The organism is Lactiplantibacillus sp. DA1 (assembly GCF_032681335.1).
GTDB lineage: Bacteria > Bacillota > Bacilli > Lactobacillales > Lactobacillaceae > Lactiplantibacillus.
In genome coordinates this window covers 75,235-90,174 of sequence record NZ_JAWHTQ010000006.1, presented here as the reverse complement: position 1 = coordinate 90,174, position 14,940 = coordinate 75,235, and the positions used below count along the sequence as shown (strand labels likewise).

The 14,940-nt window shown below is 44.5% G+C and carries 12 protein-coding genes and 1 other annotated feature; of the genes, 9 read left to right on the top strand and 3 right to left on the bottom strand.

Features of this window, described 5'->3' with window-relative positions:
* Positions 1-95: 95 nt before the first annotated feature.
* From gshAB to RXV91_RS10335, 3 genes are all read left to right on the top strand, one after another.
* A complete protein-coding gene (gshAB, locus tag RXV91_RS10345; RefSeq protein ID WP_316439801.1) occupies positions 96-2,351 on the top strand; it encodes a bifunctional glutamate--cysteine ligase GshA/glutathione synthetase GshB in 2,256 nt (751 codons plus the stop codon).
* A gap of 169 nt (positions 2,352-2,520) precedes the next feature.
* The gene (locus tag RXV91_RS10340) at positions 2,521-2,796 is read left to right on the top strand and encodes an autorepressor SdpR family transcription factor (protein ID WP_021732571.1); all 276 of its coding nucleotides are present in this window, start codon (positions 2,521-2,523) and stop codon (positions 2,794-2,796) included.
* A 2-nt stretch (positions 2,797-2,798) separates the two neighbouring features.
* Positions 2,799-3,425: a DUF1648 domain-containing protein gene (locus RXV91_RS10335; protein WP_316439800.1), complete on the top strand. Its 627-nt coding sequence runs from the start codon at positions 2,799-2,801 to the stop codon at positions 3,423-3,425.
* Positions 3,426-3,705: 280 nt separating this feature from the next.
* Here the strand turns inward: RXV91_RS10335 and RXV91_RS10330 are convergent, their stop codons facing one another.
* On the bottom strand, positions 3,706-4,170 hold the full coding sequence (locus RXV91_RS10330) for a YueI family protein (protein ID WP_316439799.1): 465 nt from the start codon (positions 4,168-4,170) through the stop codon (positions 3,706-3,708).
* Between the two features lie 133 nt (positions 4,171-4,303).
* Between RXV91_RS10330 and RXV91_RS10325 the strand changes: the two genes are divergently transcribed.
* Positions 4,304-4,930 (top strand): DUF1054 domain-containing protein, encoded by a 627-nt coding sequence (locus RXV91_RS10325; protein ID WP_316439798.1) that lies wholly within the window; start codon positions 4,304-4,306, stop codon positions 4,928-4,930.
* A gap of 58 nt (positions 4,931-4,988) precedes the next feature.
* Here the strand turns inward: RXV91_RS10325 and rpsD are convergent, their stop codons facing one another.
* Complete coding sequence (gene rpsD, locus RXV91_RS10320) at positions 4,989-5,597, bottom strand: 30S ribosomal protein S4 (protein WP_021732567.1); 609 nt, start codon at positions 5,595-5,597, stop codon at positions 4,989-4,991.
* Positions 5,598-5,798: 201 nt separating this feature from the next.
* Positions 5,799-6,260 (bottom strand): GAF domain-containing protein, encoded by a 462-nt coding sequence (locus RXV91_RS10315; protein ID WP_316439797.1) that lies wholly within the window; start codon positions 6,258-6,260, stop codon positions 5,799-5,801.
* A 171-nt stretch (positions 6,261-6,431) separates the two neighbouring features.
* Between RXV91_RS10315 and ezrA the strand changes: the two genes are divergently transcribed.
* From ezrA to RXV91_RS10290, 5 genes are all read left to right on the top strand, one after another.
* Positions 6,432-8,153: a septation ring formation regulator EzrA gene (gene ezrA, locus RXV91_RS10310; protein WP_316439795.1), complete on the top strand. Its 1,722-nt coding sequence runs from the start codon at positions 6,432-6,434 to the stop codon at positions 8,151-8,153.
* 277 nt (positions 8,154-8,430) lie between these two features.
* Positions 8,431-9,585, top strand: a complete 1,155-nt coding sequence (locus RXV91_RS10305) for a cysteine desulfurase family protein (protein ID WP_316439794.1) — start codon at positions 8,431-8,433, stop codon at positions 9,583-9,585.
* A 17-nt stretch (positions 9,586-9,602) separates the two neighbouring features.
* Entirely contained in the window at positions 9,603-10,820 is a 1,218-nt protein-coding gene (gene thiI, locus RXV91_RS10300) for a tRNA uracil 4-sulfurtransferase ThiI (RefSeq protein WP_316439793.1), read from the top strand.
* Positions 10,821-11,340: 520 nt separating this feature from the next.
* A complete protein-coding gene (gene tpx, locus RXV91_RS10295; RefSeq protein ID WP_003644643.1) occupies positions 11,341-11,835 on the top strand; it encodes a thiol peroxidase in 495 nt (164 codons plus the stop codon).
* Between the two features lie 37 nt (positions 11,836-11,872).
* Positions 11,873-12,109: a binding site (T-box leader), on the top strand.
* A gap of 49 nt (positions 12,110-12,158) precedes the next feature.
* A complete protein-coding gene (locus RXV91_RS10290; RefSeq protein ID WP_316439792.1) occupies positions 12,159-14,828 on the top strand; it encodes a valine--tRNA ligase in 2,670 nt (889 codons plus the stop codon).
* Positions 14,829-14,940: the final 112 nt, after the last annotated feature.

Below are 14,940 nucleotides of genomic sequence, written 5' to 3'. Positions count from 1 at the left end.
CCTTGCAAAACTAGTCCCAACTATTATAGCATTTACAATGAAGGACACCGAATAATCAGTTTAGCAGTCAAAATAATTACAAAGGATTGATCATTATGGAATTAGATGCCGTTGGTAAGGCAATTGTACAGTATCAGTTAGTCCCACTCGTTCATCAGGCTAATTTAGGACTCGAGGTGACCATGCACCGGGTGGACAGTCATGGCTGCTTAGCCGCAACACGTCATCCTCACGCGTTTGGCTCAGCACAACAAAATCAGCAACTGCGCCCTGGCTTTTCAGCGAGTGCTTTAAAATTTAGTACGCCGGTTCGTCGTGATATTCCAGCATTAATGGCTTATCTGAATGGGTTGAATACAGCGGCGCGCCGAACGCTCGGTGAGGGAGAGCAATTATGGCCATTATCGAGTACGCCAGTATTGCCGACTGATTTGGCAACAATCCCATTAGCTGATGTTGATCAGGTCGGCTATCAACGTCGCCGGGATTTAGCACGTAAGTATGATATACAGAAGTTAATGACTACTGGAAGTCATGTGAACCTCAGCTTGAATGAAACTTTATTTACTCGGTTATACACCGAAACGTTTCATCAGCAGTATCACAGTTATGTCGATTTTCGCAATGCAGTCTATCTAAAAGTTGCTCAAGGCTTGGTTCGAATGAATTGGCTGATTCAGTATTTATTTGGTGCTTCGCCATGTCTAGCCGTTACTGATACAACTAGTCGTCATCAGCGTAGTAGTGTTCAACATCCCAATGGTCGTTATAGTCAAGTAACAGGCGATTATACATCGATTGATCGTTATGTGGCTAAGTTGACCGCGGCAGTGCACGAGAAACAGTTAATATCAGTCGCCGATTTCGATGGGCCAGTTCGCTTCCGGAGCAACGGTCAGTTAGCCACGATGACCCGACAAGGCGTTTATTATCTTGAATACCGGGGATTAGACCTCGACCCGACTAGTCCAGTTGGGGTGGACGCTAACGCGGTGGCATTTCTTCGCTTGCTAGCGAGTTACTTTGTGATGATGCCGGCACTTCCGATCAAGATGGTGCCACAGGTCAACGTACAGGCTGACCAGTTGACCAGACAAGTATTGGCTGAAAATCCGACAACTGCCAGTGCTCAAGCCATACCAGCGGCCCAAGTCTTAGAGGCACTCGCGGATTTTGTTAAGGCTTATGACTTACCGAATGAAGATGTGGTCTTACTTAAACAGCTGAAGAAGCGAGTCACAGACCCCAAGACGACGTTGAGCGCACAAATTGCCATGCAGGCTGATCCGTTGGCGTGGGCACTCCAACAAGCCGCACGTTATCAAGCCGATATCAATGAACGGCCCTTTGAACTTGCCGGCTTTACCACGTTAGATTTATCGAGTCAGCAATTAGTCCAGCAAGCACTGACGCGTGGTGTGCGGGTGGACGTGGTTGACGCGCCCGCTAATATTTTACGATTAACCAATTTAGGGCATTCGCAGTTAGTGGTCAACGGTAGCGGGACAGATTTAAATCCGCAGGCGCTAACGACCGTATTGACACATAAGGCCGCCGCCAAACAAGTCTTGGCTGAGCATGGTGTTCAGGTACCAGCTTCGCAAACGTATCATACGGCTAATCAGTTGATTGCTGATTATGATCGGTACGTTCAAGCGGGTGGAATTGTATTAAAGGCGGCAAATGAGTCACATAAGGTGGTCGTTTTTCGGATTATGCCAGAACGAGAACTATTTGAGCAGGTCGTCCGGCAACTATTCGAGCAAACGTCCGCGGTAATGGCCGAAGAAGTGGTGGTTGCATCAAGTTACCGTTTCTTGGTTATTGATGGTCGTGTACAAGCGATTGTTGAACGAATTCCCGCTAATATTGTTGGCGATGGGCGCTCAACGGTCAAAACTTTATTAGATCGTAAGAATGGTCGCGCATTGCGGGGAACTGCCTTTAAGTGGCCGCAATCAACATTACAATTGGGGACGATCGAGCGTTATCGATTAGATTCATATCATCTGACATTAGATTCAGTTGTCAGCCGGGGAACGCAAATTTTATTACGAGAAGATGCAACCTTTGGTAATGGTGCTGATGTGCTGGATGCGACCGATGACATGCATCAGTCCTATGTACAAGCAGTTGAAAAATTGGTGGCGGATTTACATCTATCGATAGCCGGGGTCGACGTGATGATTCCTAATCTTTACGCAGAACTAGTGCCGGAACATCCTGAAATGGCAGTGTATCTAGGTATTCATGCGGCACCGTACTTATATCCGCACTTGTTCCCAATGTTTGGAAAAGCACGACCAGTGGCGGGGCAGTTGTTGGATGCGTTGTTTGGAAATGAAGATTGAGAATTAAAAAGCTGGTCTCTTGACCGGCTTTTTTGATTCTCAATCTTCATACGAACTGGTTAGAATATACCTATTTCGAACTTTATCTAAATACTTCTTGTGAGAATTTTCAAGACCTGTTATAATCTATTTAGAAACATATCGAAATAGCTTTTGGGAGGCACGATCTATGGCATTGAATACGACTTTCAAAGCAATTGCTGATCCTGTCAGACGTCAGATCCTAGAAGAACTACGTCAAGATCGGCAATCAGCTGGCGAGATTGCGGCACATTTTAAGCTAAGCCACGCAACGGTTTCTTATCACCTTAAGCTTTTGAAGGAGGCGGGCTTAGTCACCGTCACTAAGGAGAAAAACTATTTGTATTATGAGTTAAACGCTAGCGTATTCGAGGAAATGTTGACGTGGCTGTATCGTTTCAGTCCAAAGCAGGGGGATGAATAAGGATGATGAAAAGAAATCTGCAGTTGTGGCTGAGTTACATTGTCATTTTATTACCAATGGGCTATGGTATCGTGAACTATACGGCGTTACCCGCTAAAATGGCGATTCATTTTAATTTAGATAATCAACCCAATGGAATGGCCGCCAAATCACTGGTGGTCTTTGGATTTCCGGTAATGATGATGGTGTTTCAGCTCATCTGCGTGGGAGTCACGCGTCTTAATGCGAACCATAAGGGGCCAGCACCGCGCTTTGAACGGATGATTATTTGGATCGTACCCGTGCTTTCAGGCGTGATCTATACAACGACAATCAGTTATGGGTTAGGCCACCAGTTAGATATCTGGCGCATTGTCATTAGTTTAATTGCGTTTATCTTTATGGCCATTGGCAACTACTTGCCGACGATCAGTGCAAACCAGTATGCCCAGCTACATCGAGGTGGTCAAGCAATTCGGCCAATGATTTGGCGGCGTGTTCGTTATTGGTTAGGCTATACGCTAGTTGGTGGTGGGATATTGTTACTACTGAGTATCGCCACAACGCCATGGATATCGGTCAGTCTTATGGGCATTATTGTTGTAGCTTTGTTCATAACCAGTCTTTATGGAACTTTGGTGCATAGTTAAACGCGGTCAAATGCAAAAAATTCTGGGACGAAACTGAGCACGATTTTTCTATCAATTTAAGGAACGGTACTTTTATAGCATGTACGTTAGCGATATTTCGGAGGGGCAAGTTGGGAGATCAGTTTGTTTCTCAGGAACGAAGAATAACGAGAAACAAACGACCATTAATTCTTCAATGATATTTTATCATTAAAGAATTAATGGTCGTTTGTTTGTATCTTTTGGGTGCGTGTTAGCACATGCAGGTTTGTTCCGTTCTCTTCAGTGTCATAAAAAACATTTAAAGTAACTTTTTGAATTTATCTAGCAAACCGGGCGCTTTATCGGCCTTCGGTGTTGCTGGTGATGTCTGGGATGGATAACGTTGTGCAATGTCAATAACGTCTTGGTTAATGGCAGTTGCAGCGGTAAATACCAGTGCATAATTGTCATCGGCAGTTCGGTAGATATCGTCTGTTTTAATGGTGAATTTAATATTGGCTTGACTAGCGGCCTTAATGTACGGCCCAATCAGTTCCTGTTCCAAATTACCATTAATATACAGCTGGTCATCGGGATGCGCTGCAAATGCTTGGCTGAGCGCGTCAACATAACTAGCCTGTTTGACTTGGGCAACAGTTATGGCGATTTCGACGCGTTCACGAAACGTGCCAAGATACTTTCGCTGCTCATCGGGATGCAACTTTGGCGTCCCGTGCATGGCCGTTTCGATGCGGTCAACTGGTTGCTTATCTGTTTCAGCCATTGTCTAACATCCTTTCCTTGATAGTAATTATCATTGTAGCATGTTCCTCCAATAATAGCGAAGGGAAGGGGGGTAGCGCTGCGCTAGTGAATGCGGTATGGTTAATCTAAATTAGTTTTGGGGATGATAAAACTTGTTTACAAATCAAGATTTTGAAATTTTTAATGACCAAACGTTGGCGGGACGCATGCGTTTGATTAAAACGGTGATTGATCCTAAGTTCGAGCAGCTCGCACCAACGATTATTACGAGTTTACAAACTCCTGGGGAGCCGCCGTTTTACGCGCATGTTGCCAAACACTTGCGCCGATTTAAAAACCCACCGGTAGATACTTGGGTCGCGTTTAGTCAAAACAAACGGAGCTACAAAGCCTGGCCGCATTTTGAATTAGGGCTATGGCCTGACCGCTTGTTTATCTATTTTGATATTTTAGATGAATGTAAACCTGCCGTGCAGGCGCGCATGCGACTCACAGACCTGGCGCCATTGCTGACAGCTTTGCCGGCGGGCTATGTTATCAGTAATAATCATGGCGTACCGTCCACACAACCCGCGACACCGACGCATATTATGCAGGCCATTAAGAAGTTTGACCAGTACAAGCACAGCGAATTGGTCGTGGGGCGCGCAGTCTTAGCTGGCGATCCATTATTTGAAGATGCTGATATGTTGAACAGATTGATCATAACAACGTTCAAACAATTGTTGCCAATTTACCAGCCGGTCATGGCCGCCGTGAGTGCCGAGCGTGAGGCTTAAACTTAACTGAGACACAAAAAAAACCGCCGCAAATGCGACGGTTTTTAAACACCGGAAATTAAAGTTTGTTGTAGTATTCAACGATTAATGATTCGTCGATATCTGCTTCAAGTTCTTCACGTTCTGGTAAACGAGTCAATGAACCTTCCAGCTTATCGGCATCGAATTGAACGAAGTTAGGACGTGCAACAACGGCTTCAACAGCGCCAGTGATAACAGCCAACTTCTTGGACTTTTCACGAACTGAGACAACTTGGCCAACACTAACTTCGTATGAAGGAATGTCAACGCGCTTGCCATCAACAGTGATGTGACCATGGTTTACTAATTGACGCGCTTGACGACGAGTCGTAGCTAAGCCTAAACGGTAAACCATGTTATCCAAACGACGTTCGAGTAAGATCATGAAGTTAACACCATGCTTACCTTCGCGAATCTTACCAGCTTTAAGGAATAAGTTAGCGAATTGACGTTCAGTTAAACCGTACATCATCCGTAACTTTTGCTTTTCGCGTAATTGTGTACCGTATTCAGATAACTTACCACGACGACCTTGGCCATGATCACCAGGAGCGTAAGGGCGGCGAGCTAATTCTTTACCAGTACCTGAAAGGGACATTCCCAAACGACGGGAAATTTTCCAACTTGGACCTGTATAACGAGACATAAAATGTTTCCTCCAATAATTTTAGTTGGAGTAAAATAATCCGATGTAAGTTCGATATTCGTTCAGATTGGACTGCAGGTTTCACCATTGCAGCCGCAGGTTACTAACTGACCAAAATATTGGCACCAATCTGTTGACGAGCTTACCCACTCACTGCTGCATTATTTTACACAAAGAGTAGCATACCACGTTTAATGCTGATTAGTCAATATGAGACGTTAAGATAGCCACAAACTCAGTTAATTCGGCCTCGTTATCGGCATTGAATCGGTCTAACGATGGAGAATCCACGTCGAGAACGCCGATTTGGTGCCCATTTTTGGTGATTGGGACTACGATTTCAGAATTACTAGCACTGTCACAGGCAATGTGACCAGGAAATTGATGGACATCAGCCACCCGTTGATTTGTCTGCGTTTCAAAAGCAGTTCCGACGACACCAGCCCCGACCTTAATGTGCATGCAAGCGACTTTGCCTTGGAAGGGACCTAAGTCGAGCTCGCCAGTTTGTTCGTTGTATAAGTAAAAGCCGGCCCAGTTGAGGTCAGTATACGTACTGTTAAGGAGGGCGCTAGCGTTAGCTAAGTTCGCGACCAAGTTGGTTTCTTGAAAAAGTAGGGCGTCTAGTTGTTGGTTCATAAGTGATGTTTCCGTGGTAGCCATGTAAAGATCCTCCTTGAATGTTAACAAATTGTTACTGTCCGTTAGTTACGTCTATGTTATAATTTAAGATAGATTTTAATTGGATTTTCAGAAAAAAGCAAGGTTACGGTTCTCAGCAGGGTGAGGCGCAACGCAATTAAAACGGAATAAAATAATGTAAGGGGTATTCGTATGCAAGTAGCAATCGGCATTGTTGTGGTTGCGATTGTCATCTACGCGGCGGTTAAAGGCTTTCAATTGTACATTGATAAGCAGGTTCGGCAATTGACGGCCCGGCAACAAGCGTTAAGTAAACAATCGCAAACCACGGATTTCGAAAAAATTGAACAACTCGGACTAACAGGTGGTTCGTTAGCGAAGTTGGAAGCGTTGCAGAGCGCTGGTCAAGAAGTGACTAATGACCAGTTACCCGCCGTTAGTGAGCAGTTGGCGGCCATTACCACGCAAGCTCGGGGCGTTCGCTTCTTAGATGCGCAACAAAATTTGAAAAAAGTAGCGGCCACCTTGGATACGATCGAACAGCGGCAAGCAGAAATTCGTCAAGGGTTGCAGGCATTAGATGATGCGGATGCAGCCCATCGGCAAGCAGTGGCCAGTCTAGAAAAGAAATATCAGAATTTGCGGAAAACGTTACTGTCACAAAACTTTTCGTTTGGTCCGAGTATCGATAGACTAGAGGATCAGTTAGCGAATTTGGAAAGTGATTTTGATCACTTCTCTGAATTAGCCAAGGCCGGTGATCACGATGCGGCTGAAAAGGTCCTTGATCAGTTGCATCATGATACCGGAGCCCTTGAAATGGACATAGATCGGATTCCACCAATTTATAAGGACTTGGTGAGTGGCTTTCCTGATCAATTAGCTGAACTTGCTAGTGGTTATCAACAATTAACGGCCCAGCATTTTCACTTTGAGATTGATTCAATTGAGCCGGAAATCAAAGCATTAAAGCAAGCCATTGAGGATAACACAGCGCTACTTGGAGAATTGAAAGTAACGGATGCCGAAAATGGCAATCATGCGATTGAAAAGCGAATTGATCATTTGTATGATGTGATGCAAGCAGAAATTGATGCTAAGGCCATTGTCGATGAGCGACAGGCGGAGATTAGTAAGTTTTTGACGCACGCCATGAATCAGAATCACCGCTTGCAAATTGAACTGGATCGGTTAGCTCAAAGCTATACGTTAAATAATGGCGAAGTCGAGCGGACGCGTGAATTAAATGAGCAATTAAAGACGATTGAATCTGTTTATCAGGCGGACACAACGGCCATTACTAGCAAGCAAGCCATTTTTAGTGAGATTGCGGCCCATTTTGCGGAACAAGATGAGCAATTGAAGGGAATTGAAGAAGAACAGGTTGCGATTAATAAAGGGGTTGCGAGCTTAACTGCTGAGGAATCCAAAGCACATGAAACGTTGCAACGGTTCGACTTCGAAATTCATGCGATCAAGCGGCAAGTTGAAAACTTAAACTTGCCTGGTTTGCCGAAAGACTACTTGGACTATTTCAAAGTTGTGGCTAAGGAGATTGAACGGCTCGATCATGATATTAATAAACTCGTGATTAACATGGACGATATTACGAAGCAGTTGATTGTGATTCAGGCGGACATGGCGACGTTGAAAGAAAAGACCAACGACTTAACGGATGCTGCCGTCATGGCGGAACAGCTTTTACAATACGCCAATCGTTATAAAACGAACCATGAAGAGGTGCAAGCTGCGAGTGTGGAAGCTCAACGGTTATTCACAGAAACGCATGACTATGCCCGGAGTTTAGAAGTAATTGCGACGGCGGTCGATAAAGTTGATCCAGGGTCTTATAAACGGATTGAAGACAGCTACTATGCTAATAAGCAAGCTGATAAAGGTGCTGACGAAGCTTAGTAAAGTGCTCGTTTGATTCTAATTGGTTGAAAAAACAGCTGGTGATTGTTAGATAACAACTACCAGCTGTTTTTGATTGCCACTAACAAGCTTAGGTGCCGTTTGCTAGTTAATTTGGATAGGAAAGTCAAAACTAATTAATTGGTGACTACCAGCCAGTTAATCTTAGTTTTGGAACAAAACCTCTTGTTTCACTAGTAATATTTGGTATAATTGCAAAGAATTCTTATCGAAAGTAAGTGCAAAGCACACTTTCTTGGAAAGAGAAGGCGTAGTAATGATTTATTTTGACAATAGTGCGACGACCCAAGTTGCTCCCACCGTACTTGAGACGTATACAACGGTTTCCCAGAAAATCTGGGGTAATCCGTCTAGTTTGCATAATTTTGGTGAAACAGCCTTTCATTTGTTGGAGCAATCACGGCAACAAATTGCTGATTTATTAGGTGTGCAGGCCCACGAAATATTCTTCACATCTGGTGGGACGGAAGGCGACAACTGGGTCTTGAAAGGAACCGCGATTGAAAAGCGGGCGTTTGGTAAGCACCTAATCACCACGGCTGTGGAACATCCGGCCATTCACAATTCGATGGAACAATTAAAAGAGCTCGGTTATGAAGTGACTTACTTACCAGTTGACCAGGAAGGCCGCATCAATGTGGCGGACTTGAAAGCGGCGATTCGACCTGATACGATTTTAGTGTCAACGATGGCGGTTAATAATGAAATTGGCACGATTCAACCCCTGCTTGAAGTGGCTGAACTACTGAAACAATACCCGAAGATCCATTTTCATATTGATGCGGTTCAAGGCATTGGCAAGGGTATTCAAAACATGATCATGAATGACCGGGTTGATTTCGTGACTTTTTCCGGCCACAAGTTTCATGCAACGCGTGGTGTTGGCTTTATTTATGCGCGCAATGGTCGGAAGTTAGCACCATTAATGAATGGTGGCGGTCAGGAAAATAATTGGCGTTCTGGAACTGAAAACTTACCGGCAATTGCCGGTATGGCGAAGGCCCTGCGACTGTTACTCACGGATGAAGCGGATAAGGTGGCTCGTGAACGGGCCATCAAGCAGCGAATCTACGAGCACATTAAGTCATTGCCGAAAGTGACGATTTTTAGTCAACCAACAGCTGGTTTTGCACCTCACATTTTATGTTTCACAATCAATGGTGTGCGGGGTGAAACCATCGTTCACGCATTTGAAGACCAAGGTATTTATATTTCAACGACGAGTGCTTGTTCATCGAAGAAACACTTAGCTTCTAGTACGCTAATGGCGATGCATGTGCAAGAAAACATTGCGACGAGTGCTGTGCGGGTGAGTCTTGATGAGCATAATACGTTAGCAGAAGCTGATCAGTTTATTAAAGTCTTTGATCAGCTTTACCAAAAATTCTCTAAAATTAATGCAGACGCATAACGGAAAGGAACTTGTTCATGCAGTACACTGAAATTATGGTACGTTATGGTGAACTATCGACCAAGGGTAAAAACCGGCGGAACTTTATTGATAGTTTGGGCCGTAACGTACGCAAAGCGTTGCACGACTTTCCAGAACTAAAGGTTCATGCGAACCGTGACCGGATGCACATCATGTTAAATGGTGAGGATGCCGATAAGGTCATGGGACGTTTGAAGTTAGTTTTTGGAATTCAAAACTTTTCACCAAGTATTCGCGTCGATGCCGAGATGGATGCCGTTTATGAAACGGCGATTGCGATGGTCAAAGCCCAGTTTGAACCGGGCATGACTTTCAAAATTTACACACGGCGCTCCGATCATCAGTTTGAATACGATACAAATCAAATCAATGACATGCTTGGTGGTCAAATCTTGGACCACGTTGACGGGATTCAAGTTAAGATGAAAAATCCGGACATTGTGTTGCGGGTCGAGGTTCGATTAAACGGTATTTTCTTATCATCAGAAACGATTCAGGGCGCCGGTGGATTACCCGTCGGCACAGCCGGCAAGGGAATGCTGATGCTTTCTGGTGGGATTGATTCACCAGTTGCCGGCTACCTTGGCATGAAGCGTGGTGTGGACATGGAAATGGTCCATTTCTTCAGTCCGCCATACACGAGTGAACAGGCGTTAGCAAAGGCCAAGCAGTTAGCGTCAACGCTAGCAAGTTACTCTGGTAGCGTGAAGTTTATTCAGATTCCATTCACTGAGATTCAAGAAGAAATCAAAGAAAAAGTGCCCGAGGGTTATCTGATGACCGTTCAACGGCGACTGATGATGCGTTTGATGGACGCCATAACGCGTCAACGGCATGGTAAGGCGATTTTTAATGGTGAATCATTAGGGCAAGTGGCTTCACAAACGATGGACAGCATGATTGCCATCAATGATGTGACTACCTTGCCGGTTTTGCGCCCAGTGATTTCCATGGACAAGACGGAAATCATTAAGATTGCCGAAGATATCGATACCTATGACTTGTCGATCATGCCATTTGAAGATTGTTGTACGATTTTTGCGCCGCCAGCACCCAAGACGCATCCGAAGCTAGACCGTTCACGGTCCTACGAAGAACGGATTGATGTCGAAGGCTTGATGGAACGGGCTTTAGCCGGCGTTAAAATGACTGAGATCAAACCAGGCGAAAATTATTTAAATGCCCAAGAAGATGTTTTTGCTGAACTACTATAGGTCAAAGATCAATTAAATCAGTAATACCCAAAACGAGTATGCCGGGATAATGGCTGCTCGTTTTTTGGACGACTCAAAGCTGACTTGTTATTAAAGCAAGTGCTTGCTATTGACAACATCAGATTGTCGTGTAAAATCAAGCTGAATTGTGGATCATGACCAGCCAATCGACTGTGTGTCTTTGGTGACGATAAATTCAGTTTGAATCGAATACTGGCATTCAGTTGACGGTAAATTAAGCTTTCAGTACTAAGAATGTGGTCAAGCGATTGAATGTTTAAAATAAAGCCCGGTACTAAACCCGGCAATGACACTGAGGCCTGTCTTGATTGCGCCAGCATACTCAGCCAACTTAATGACCTGTTTTAAGCATGATTAATCCTAAATAATTAGTGTGGTGCTCAAAATGATAATTTGTGAGACGATTATTTGCGCGATAACTGAAATTGCGTTAAATTTGAGCTATACTAGTACTACCACAAATATTAGAAAACCATTAGTTATCGAAGGGGTGTTTTACGTGCAAGTATTATTTCATGATCAAGCGTTAGACTTAGTCGGTGAACCGTTACAAGATGGTGACCAGTTACCGAAGTTCAAAGTGTTCACTACCCATGATGAAAAGATTAAGACTAAGGACTTGCTAGGTAAGCCTGTCTTGTTAAGTGTGATGCCAGATATTGATACGCGAGTTTGTTCTATTCAAACAAAGAAGTTCAATCAACAGGCTGATAAGTACCCCCACGTTCAATTTTTAGCCATTTCCAATAACGCGGTTGCTGACCAAGCTGGTTGGTGCGCTAAGGAAGGCGTTAAAAACTTAACGGTGGCTTCCGATGAAGAACTATCCTTTGGTTACGCCACCAATCTATACTTGCCCAACAATGGGACGTTGACCCGGGCGATTTATGTCGCTGATGCGGCCGGTAAAATCGTTTATCATGAAATCGTGCCAGATGTTAGTCACGAGCCAAATTATGTGGCAGCCCTCGATGCTTTAAAACAATTCGAATAAGGATTGACGGCACTCAGGAAATTCATTACAATAGTGACAACCAGCAATGAGCAAGAGAGTAGCGATAAGCAACGTCAACAGAGAGAGCGTGATGAGTGGGACACGCTTGGCGGTTTTAGCGTGAAGGTAGCTTGCGAGCTGCTATTCTGAACTGTTTTAGTAGGAATAGCCGGACGGGATACACCGTTCGTTAACAACGATGTTTAAGTTGTAAAGCAATCACTTGTGATGGCTTTAAAATTAGGTGGTACCGCGAAGTCTATTCGTCCTAGTCTAATAGGATGAGTGGACTTTTTTAGTGCCAAGAGAAAGGATGTGCCCCAATGTCAGAAGAACCAACGACTGATATGCCAACCAAGTATGATCCGACCGCCGTGGAAGCGGGTCGTTATCAGACTTGGTTAGACCAAGATTTATTTAAGCCTTCGGGCGACAAGCAAGCTAAACCCTATTCAATCGTGATTCCACCGCCAAATGTTACGGGAAAGTTGCATTTAGGCCACGCTTGGGATACCACGTTACAAGATATTATTATTCGTCAAAAACGGATGCAAGGTTTTGATACCTTATGGTTACCAGGAATGGACCATGCTGGGATTGCCACACAGGCGAAAGTTGAAGCCAAATTGCGTGAACAAGGGATCAGTCGTTATGATCTTGGTCGCGAGAAGTTTATTCAACAAGTTTGGGATTGGAAAGACGAATACGCGTCAATTATCAAGCAACAGTGGGCCAAGATGGGACTGTCATTAGACTATTCTCGTGAACGGTTCACCATGGATGATGGTCTTTCCGATGCGGTTAAGAAAGTCTTCGTTGATCTTTACAACAAGGGCTTGATTTATCGTGGTGAATATATCATCAACTGGGATCCTCAAGCACGGACGGCCTTGTCTGATATTGAAGTGATTCATAAGGATGATAAGGGTGCGTTCTACCACGTTAAGTACCCATTTGCTGATAAGGATTACACCTTCAACGGTAAGCATTACATTGAAATTGCCACGACCCGTCCTGAAACCATGATGGGCGATACGGCCGTTGCGGTTAATCCGAGTGATGACCGTTATAAGGAATTGGTTGGCAAAAAAGTCATCTTGCCATTAGCTGAACGTGAAATTCCAATTATCGCCGATGCGTACGTTGATCCTGAGTTTGGAACTGGAATGGTGAAAATCACGCCTGCTCATGACCCGAATGACTTTAAGGTCGGCAACCGGCATGATTTGAAACGGATTAACACCATGAATGATGATGCTTCAATGAATGCCAATGCGGGTAAGTACGAAGGGATGGACCGTTTTGAAGCCCGTAAAGCGATGGTCAAGGATCTGGAAGATCAAGATTTGATGATTAAAATCGACCCAATTGTGCATAGCGTTGGGCATTCTGAACGGACTGGCGTTCAGGTTGAAGCGCGGCTCTCAACTCAGTGGTTTGTTAAGATGAAGCCACTAGCTGAGCAAGCGTTGAAGAATCAAAAGACTGATAATAAAGTAGAATTTGTGCCTGATCGGTTTGAAGACACATTCAATCAATGGATGGAGAACGTCCACGATTGGGTTATCTCACGCCAACTCTGGTGGGGACATCGGATTCCAGCTTGGTATAACAAGACGACCGGCGAAACGTATGTCGGTGTTGATGGACCAAAAGATCCAGAAAACTGGGAACAGGATCCAGACGTGTTGGACACTTGGTTCTCAAGTGCACTTTGGCCATTTTCAACGATGGGCTGGCCAAACACTGATGCGGAAGACTTTAAGCGCTACTTCCCAACGGATACGCTGGTTACCGGCTACGACATTATCTTCTTCTGGGTATCACGGATGATGTTCCAGAGTTTGGAATTTACTGGCAAACGGCCATTCAAACACGTGCTTTTACACGGCTTAATTCGTGATGAACAGGGTCGCAAAATGAGCAAATCACTCGGTAACGGGATCGATCCAATGGATGTGATTGAAAAGTACGGGGCCGATGCATTACGGTGGTTCTTATCTAACGGATCGACGGCCGGCCAAGATGTGCGGTTCAGCTATACGAAGATGGATGCTGCCTGGAACTTCATTAACAAGATTTGGAACGCCAGCCGTTACGTTATCATGAACCTGGGCACCATGGACAAACCGGAATTACCTGCTGCAAGTGACTGGACGTTAGCAGATAAGTGGATCTTGAGTCGTTTGAACGCGACGGTCAAACAAGTGACGACTACCTTTGATAAGTTTGACTTTGGTGAAGCTGGTCGGGCCTTGTACAACTTTATCTGGAATGACTTCTGTGACTGGTATATCGAAATGAGTAAGGAAGTCTTGACCGGTGATGACGCTCAAGCCAAGGCCAATACCCAAAACGTGTTAGCCTATGTCTTGGATCAAATCTTACGGTTATTGCACCCAATCATGCCATTTGTGACCGAAAAGATTTGGTTATCAATGCCACACGTTGGTGAATCCTTAGTAGTCGCTGCTTATCCTGTTGACCATCCTGAATTTGATGACGAAACGGCGGAAAGTGATATGGCCTCACTTATTGAATTGATTACGGCCGTTCGGAGCATTCGAGCAGAAGCTAATGCGAAGATGTCATCAGCCGTGGATCTATTAATTAAGACGGACAACACCCGGTTACAAGCCGTTTTCAAAGCTAATGAAGATTATATTCAACGGTTTGCCCACCCGAAGACACTCTCAATTGGCGCTGACGTGGCTGCACCGAAGTTGGCGATGACGCAAGTGATCAGTGATGCGGAAGTTTACATTCCGTTAGCTGAACTGGTTGATCTCGACGAAGAAGTCAAAAAACTTGAAAAAGAACAAGCTAAATTTGAGAGCGAAGTCGCACGGGCGACAAAGAAGTTAGGCAACGAGCGCTTTGTTGCCAATGCACCTGAAGACGTCGTTAATAGTGAAAAAGAAAAGTTAGCGGATAATCAAACCAAGCTAGCAGCCTTGAAACAACGCTTAGTTGATATTAGGGCACAAGCTTAATTCATAATAAAAGTTAACTGAAATGTGTGTTACTGGTAAAATGGTAATCGTCCCCGTTTTCGGGATGGTTACCATTTTATTGTTAATTTTTAAATATAAAGGCTTATTAGTC

Excerpts from the sequence above, each read along its gene's own strand:
- RXV91_RS10335 (WP_316439800.1), top strand. The coding sequence starts at position 2,799 with ATGATGAAAAGAAATCTGCAGTTGTGGCTGAGTTACATTGTCATTTTA.
- rpsD (WP_021732567.1), bottom strand. The coding sequence starts at position 5,597 with ATGTCTCGTTATACAGGTCCAAGTTGGAAAATTTCCCGTCGTTTGGGA.
- RXV91_RS10315 (WP_316439797.1), bottom strand. The coding sequence starts at position 6,260 with ATGGCTACCACGGAAACATCACTTATGAACCAACAACTAGACGCCCTA.
- thiI (WP_316439793.1), top strand. The coding sequence starts at position 9,603 with ATGCAGTACACTGAAATTATGGTACGTTATGGTGAACTATCGACCAAG.
- RXV91_RS10330 (WP_316439799.1), bottom strand. The coding sequence starts at position 4,170 with ATGGCTGAAACAGATAAGCAACCAGTTGACCGCATCGAAACGGCCATG.
- RXV91_RS10340 (WP_021732571.1), top strand. The coding sequence starts at position 2,521 with ATGGCATTGAATACGACTTTCAAAGCAATTGCTGATCCTGTCAGACGT.
- RXV91_RS10305 (WP_316439794.1), top strand. The coding sequence starts at position 8,431 with ATGATTTATTTTGACAATAGTGCGACGACCCAAGTTGCTCCCACCGTA.
- gshAB (WP_316439801.1), top strand. The coding sequence starts at position 96 with ATGGAATTAGATGCCGTTGGTAAGGCAATTGTACAGTATCAGTTAGTC.
- ezrA (WP_316439795.1), top strand. The coding sequence starts at position 6,432 with ATGCAAGTAGCAATCGGCATTGTTGTGGTTGCGATTGTCATCTACGCG.
- RXV91_RS10290 (WP_316439792.1), top strand. The coding sequence starts at position 12,159 with ATGTCAGAAGAACCAACGACTGATATGCCAACCAAGTATGATCCGACC.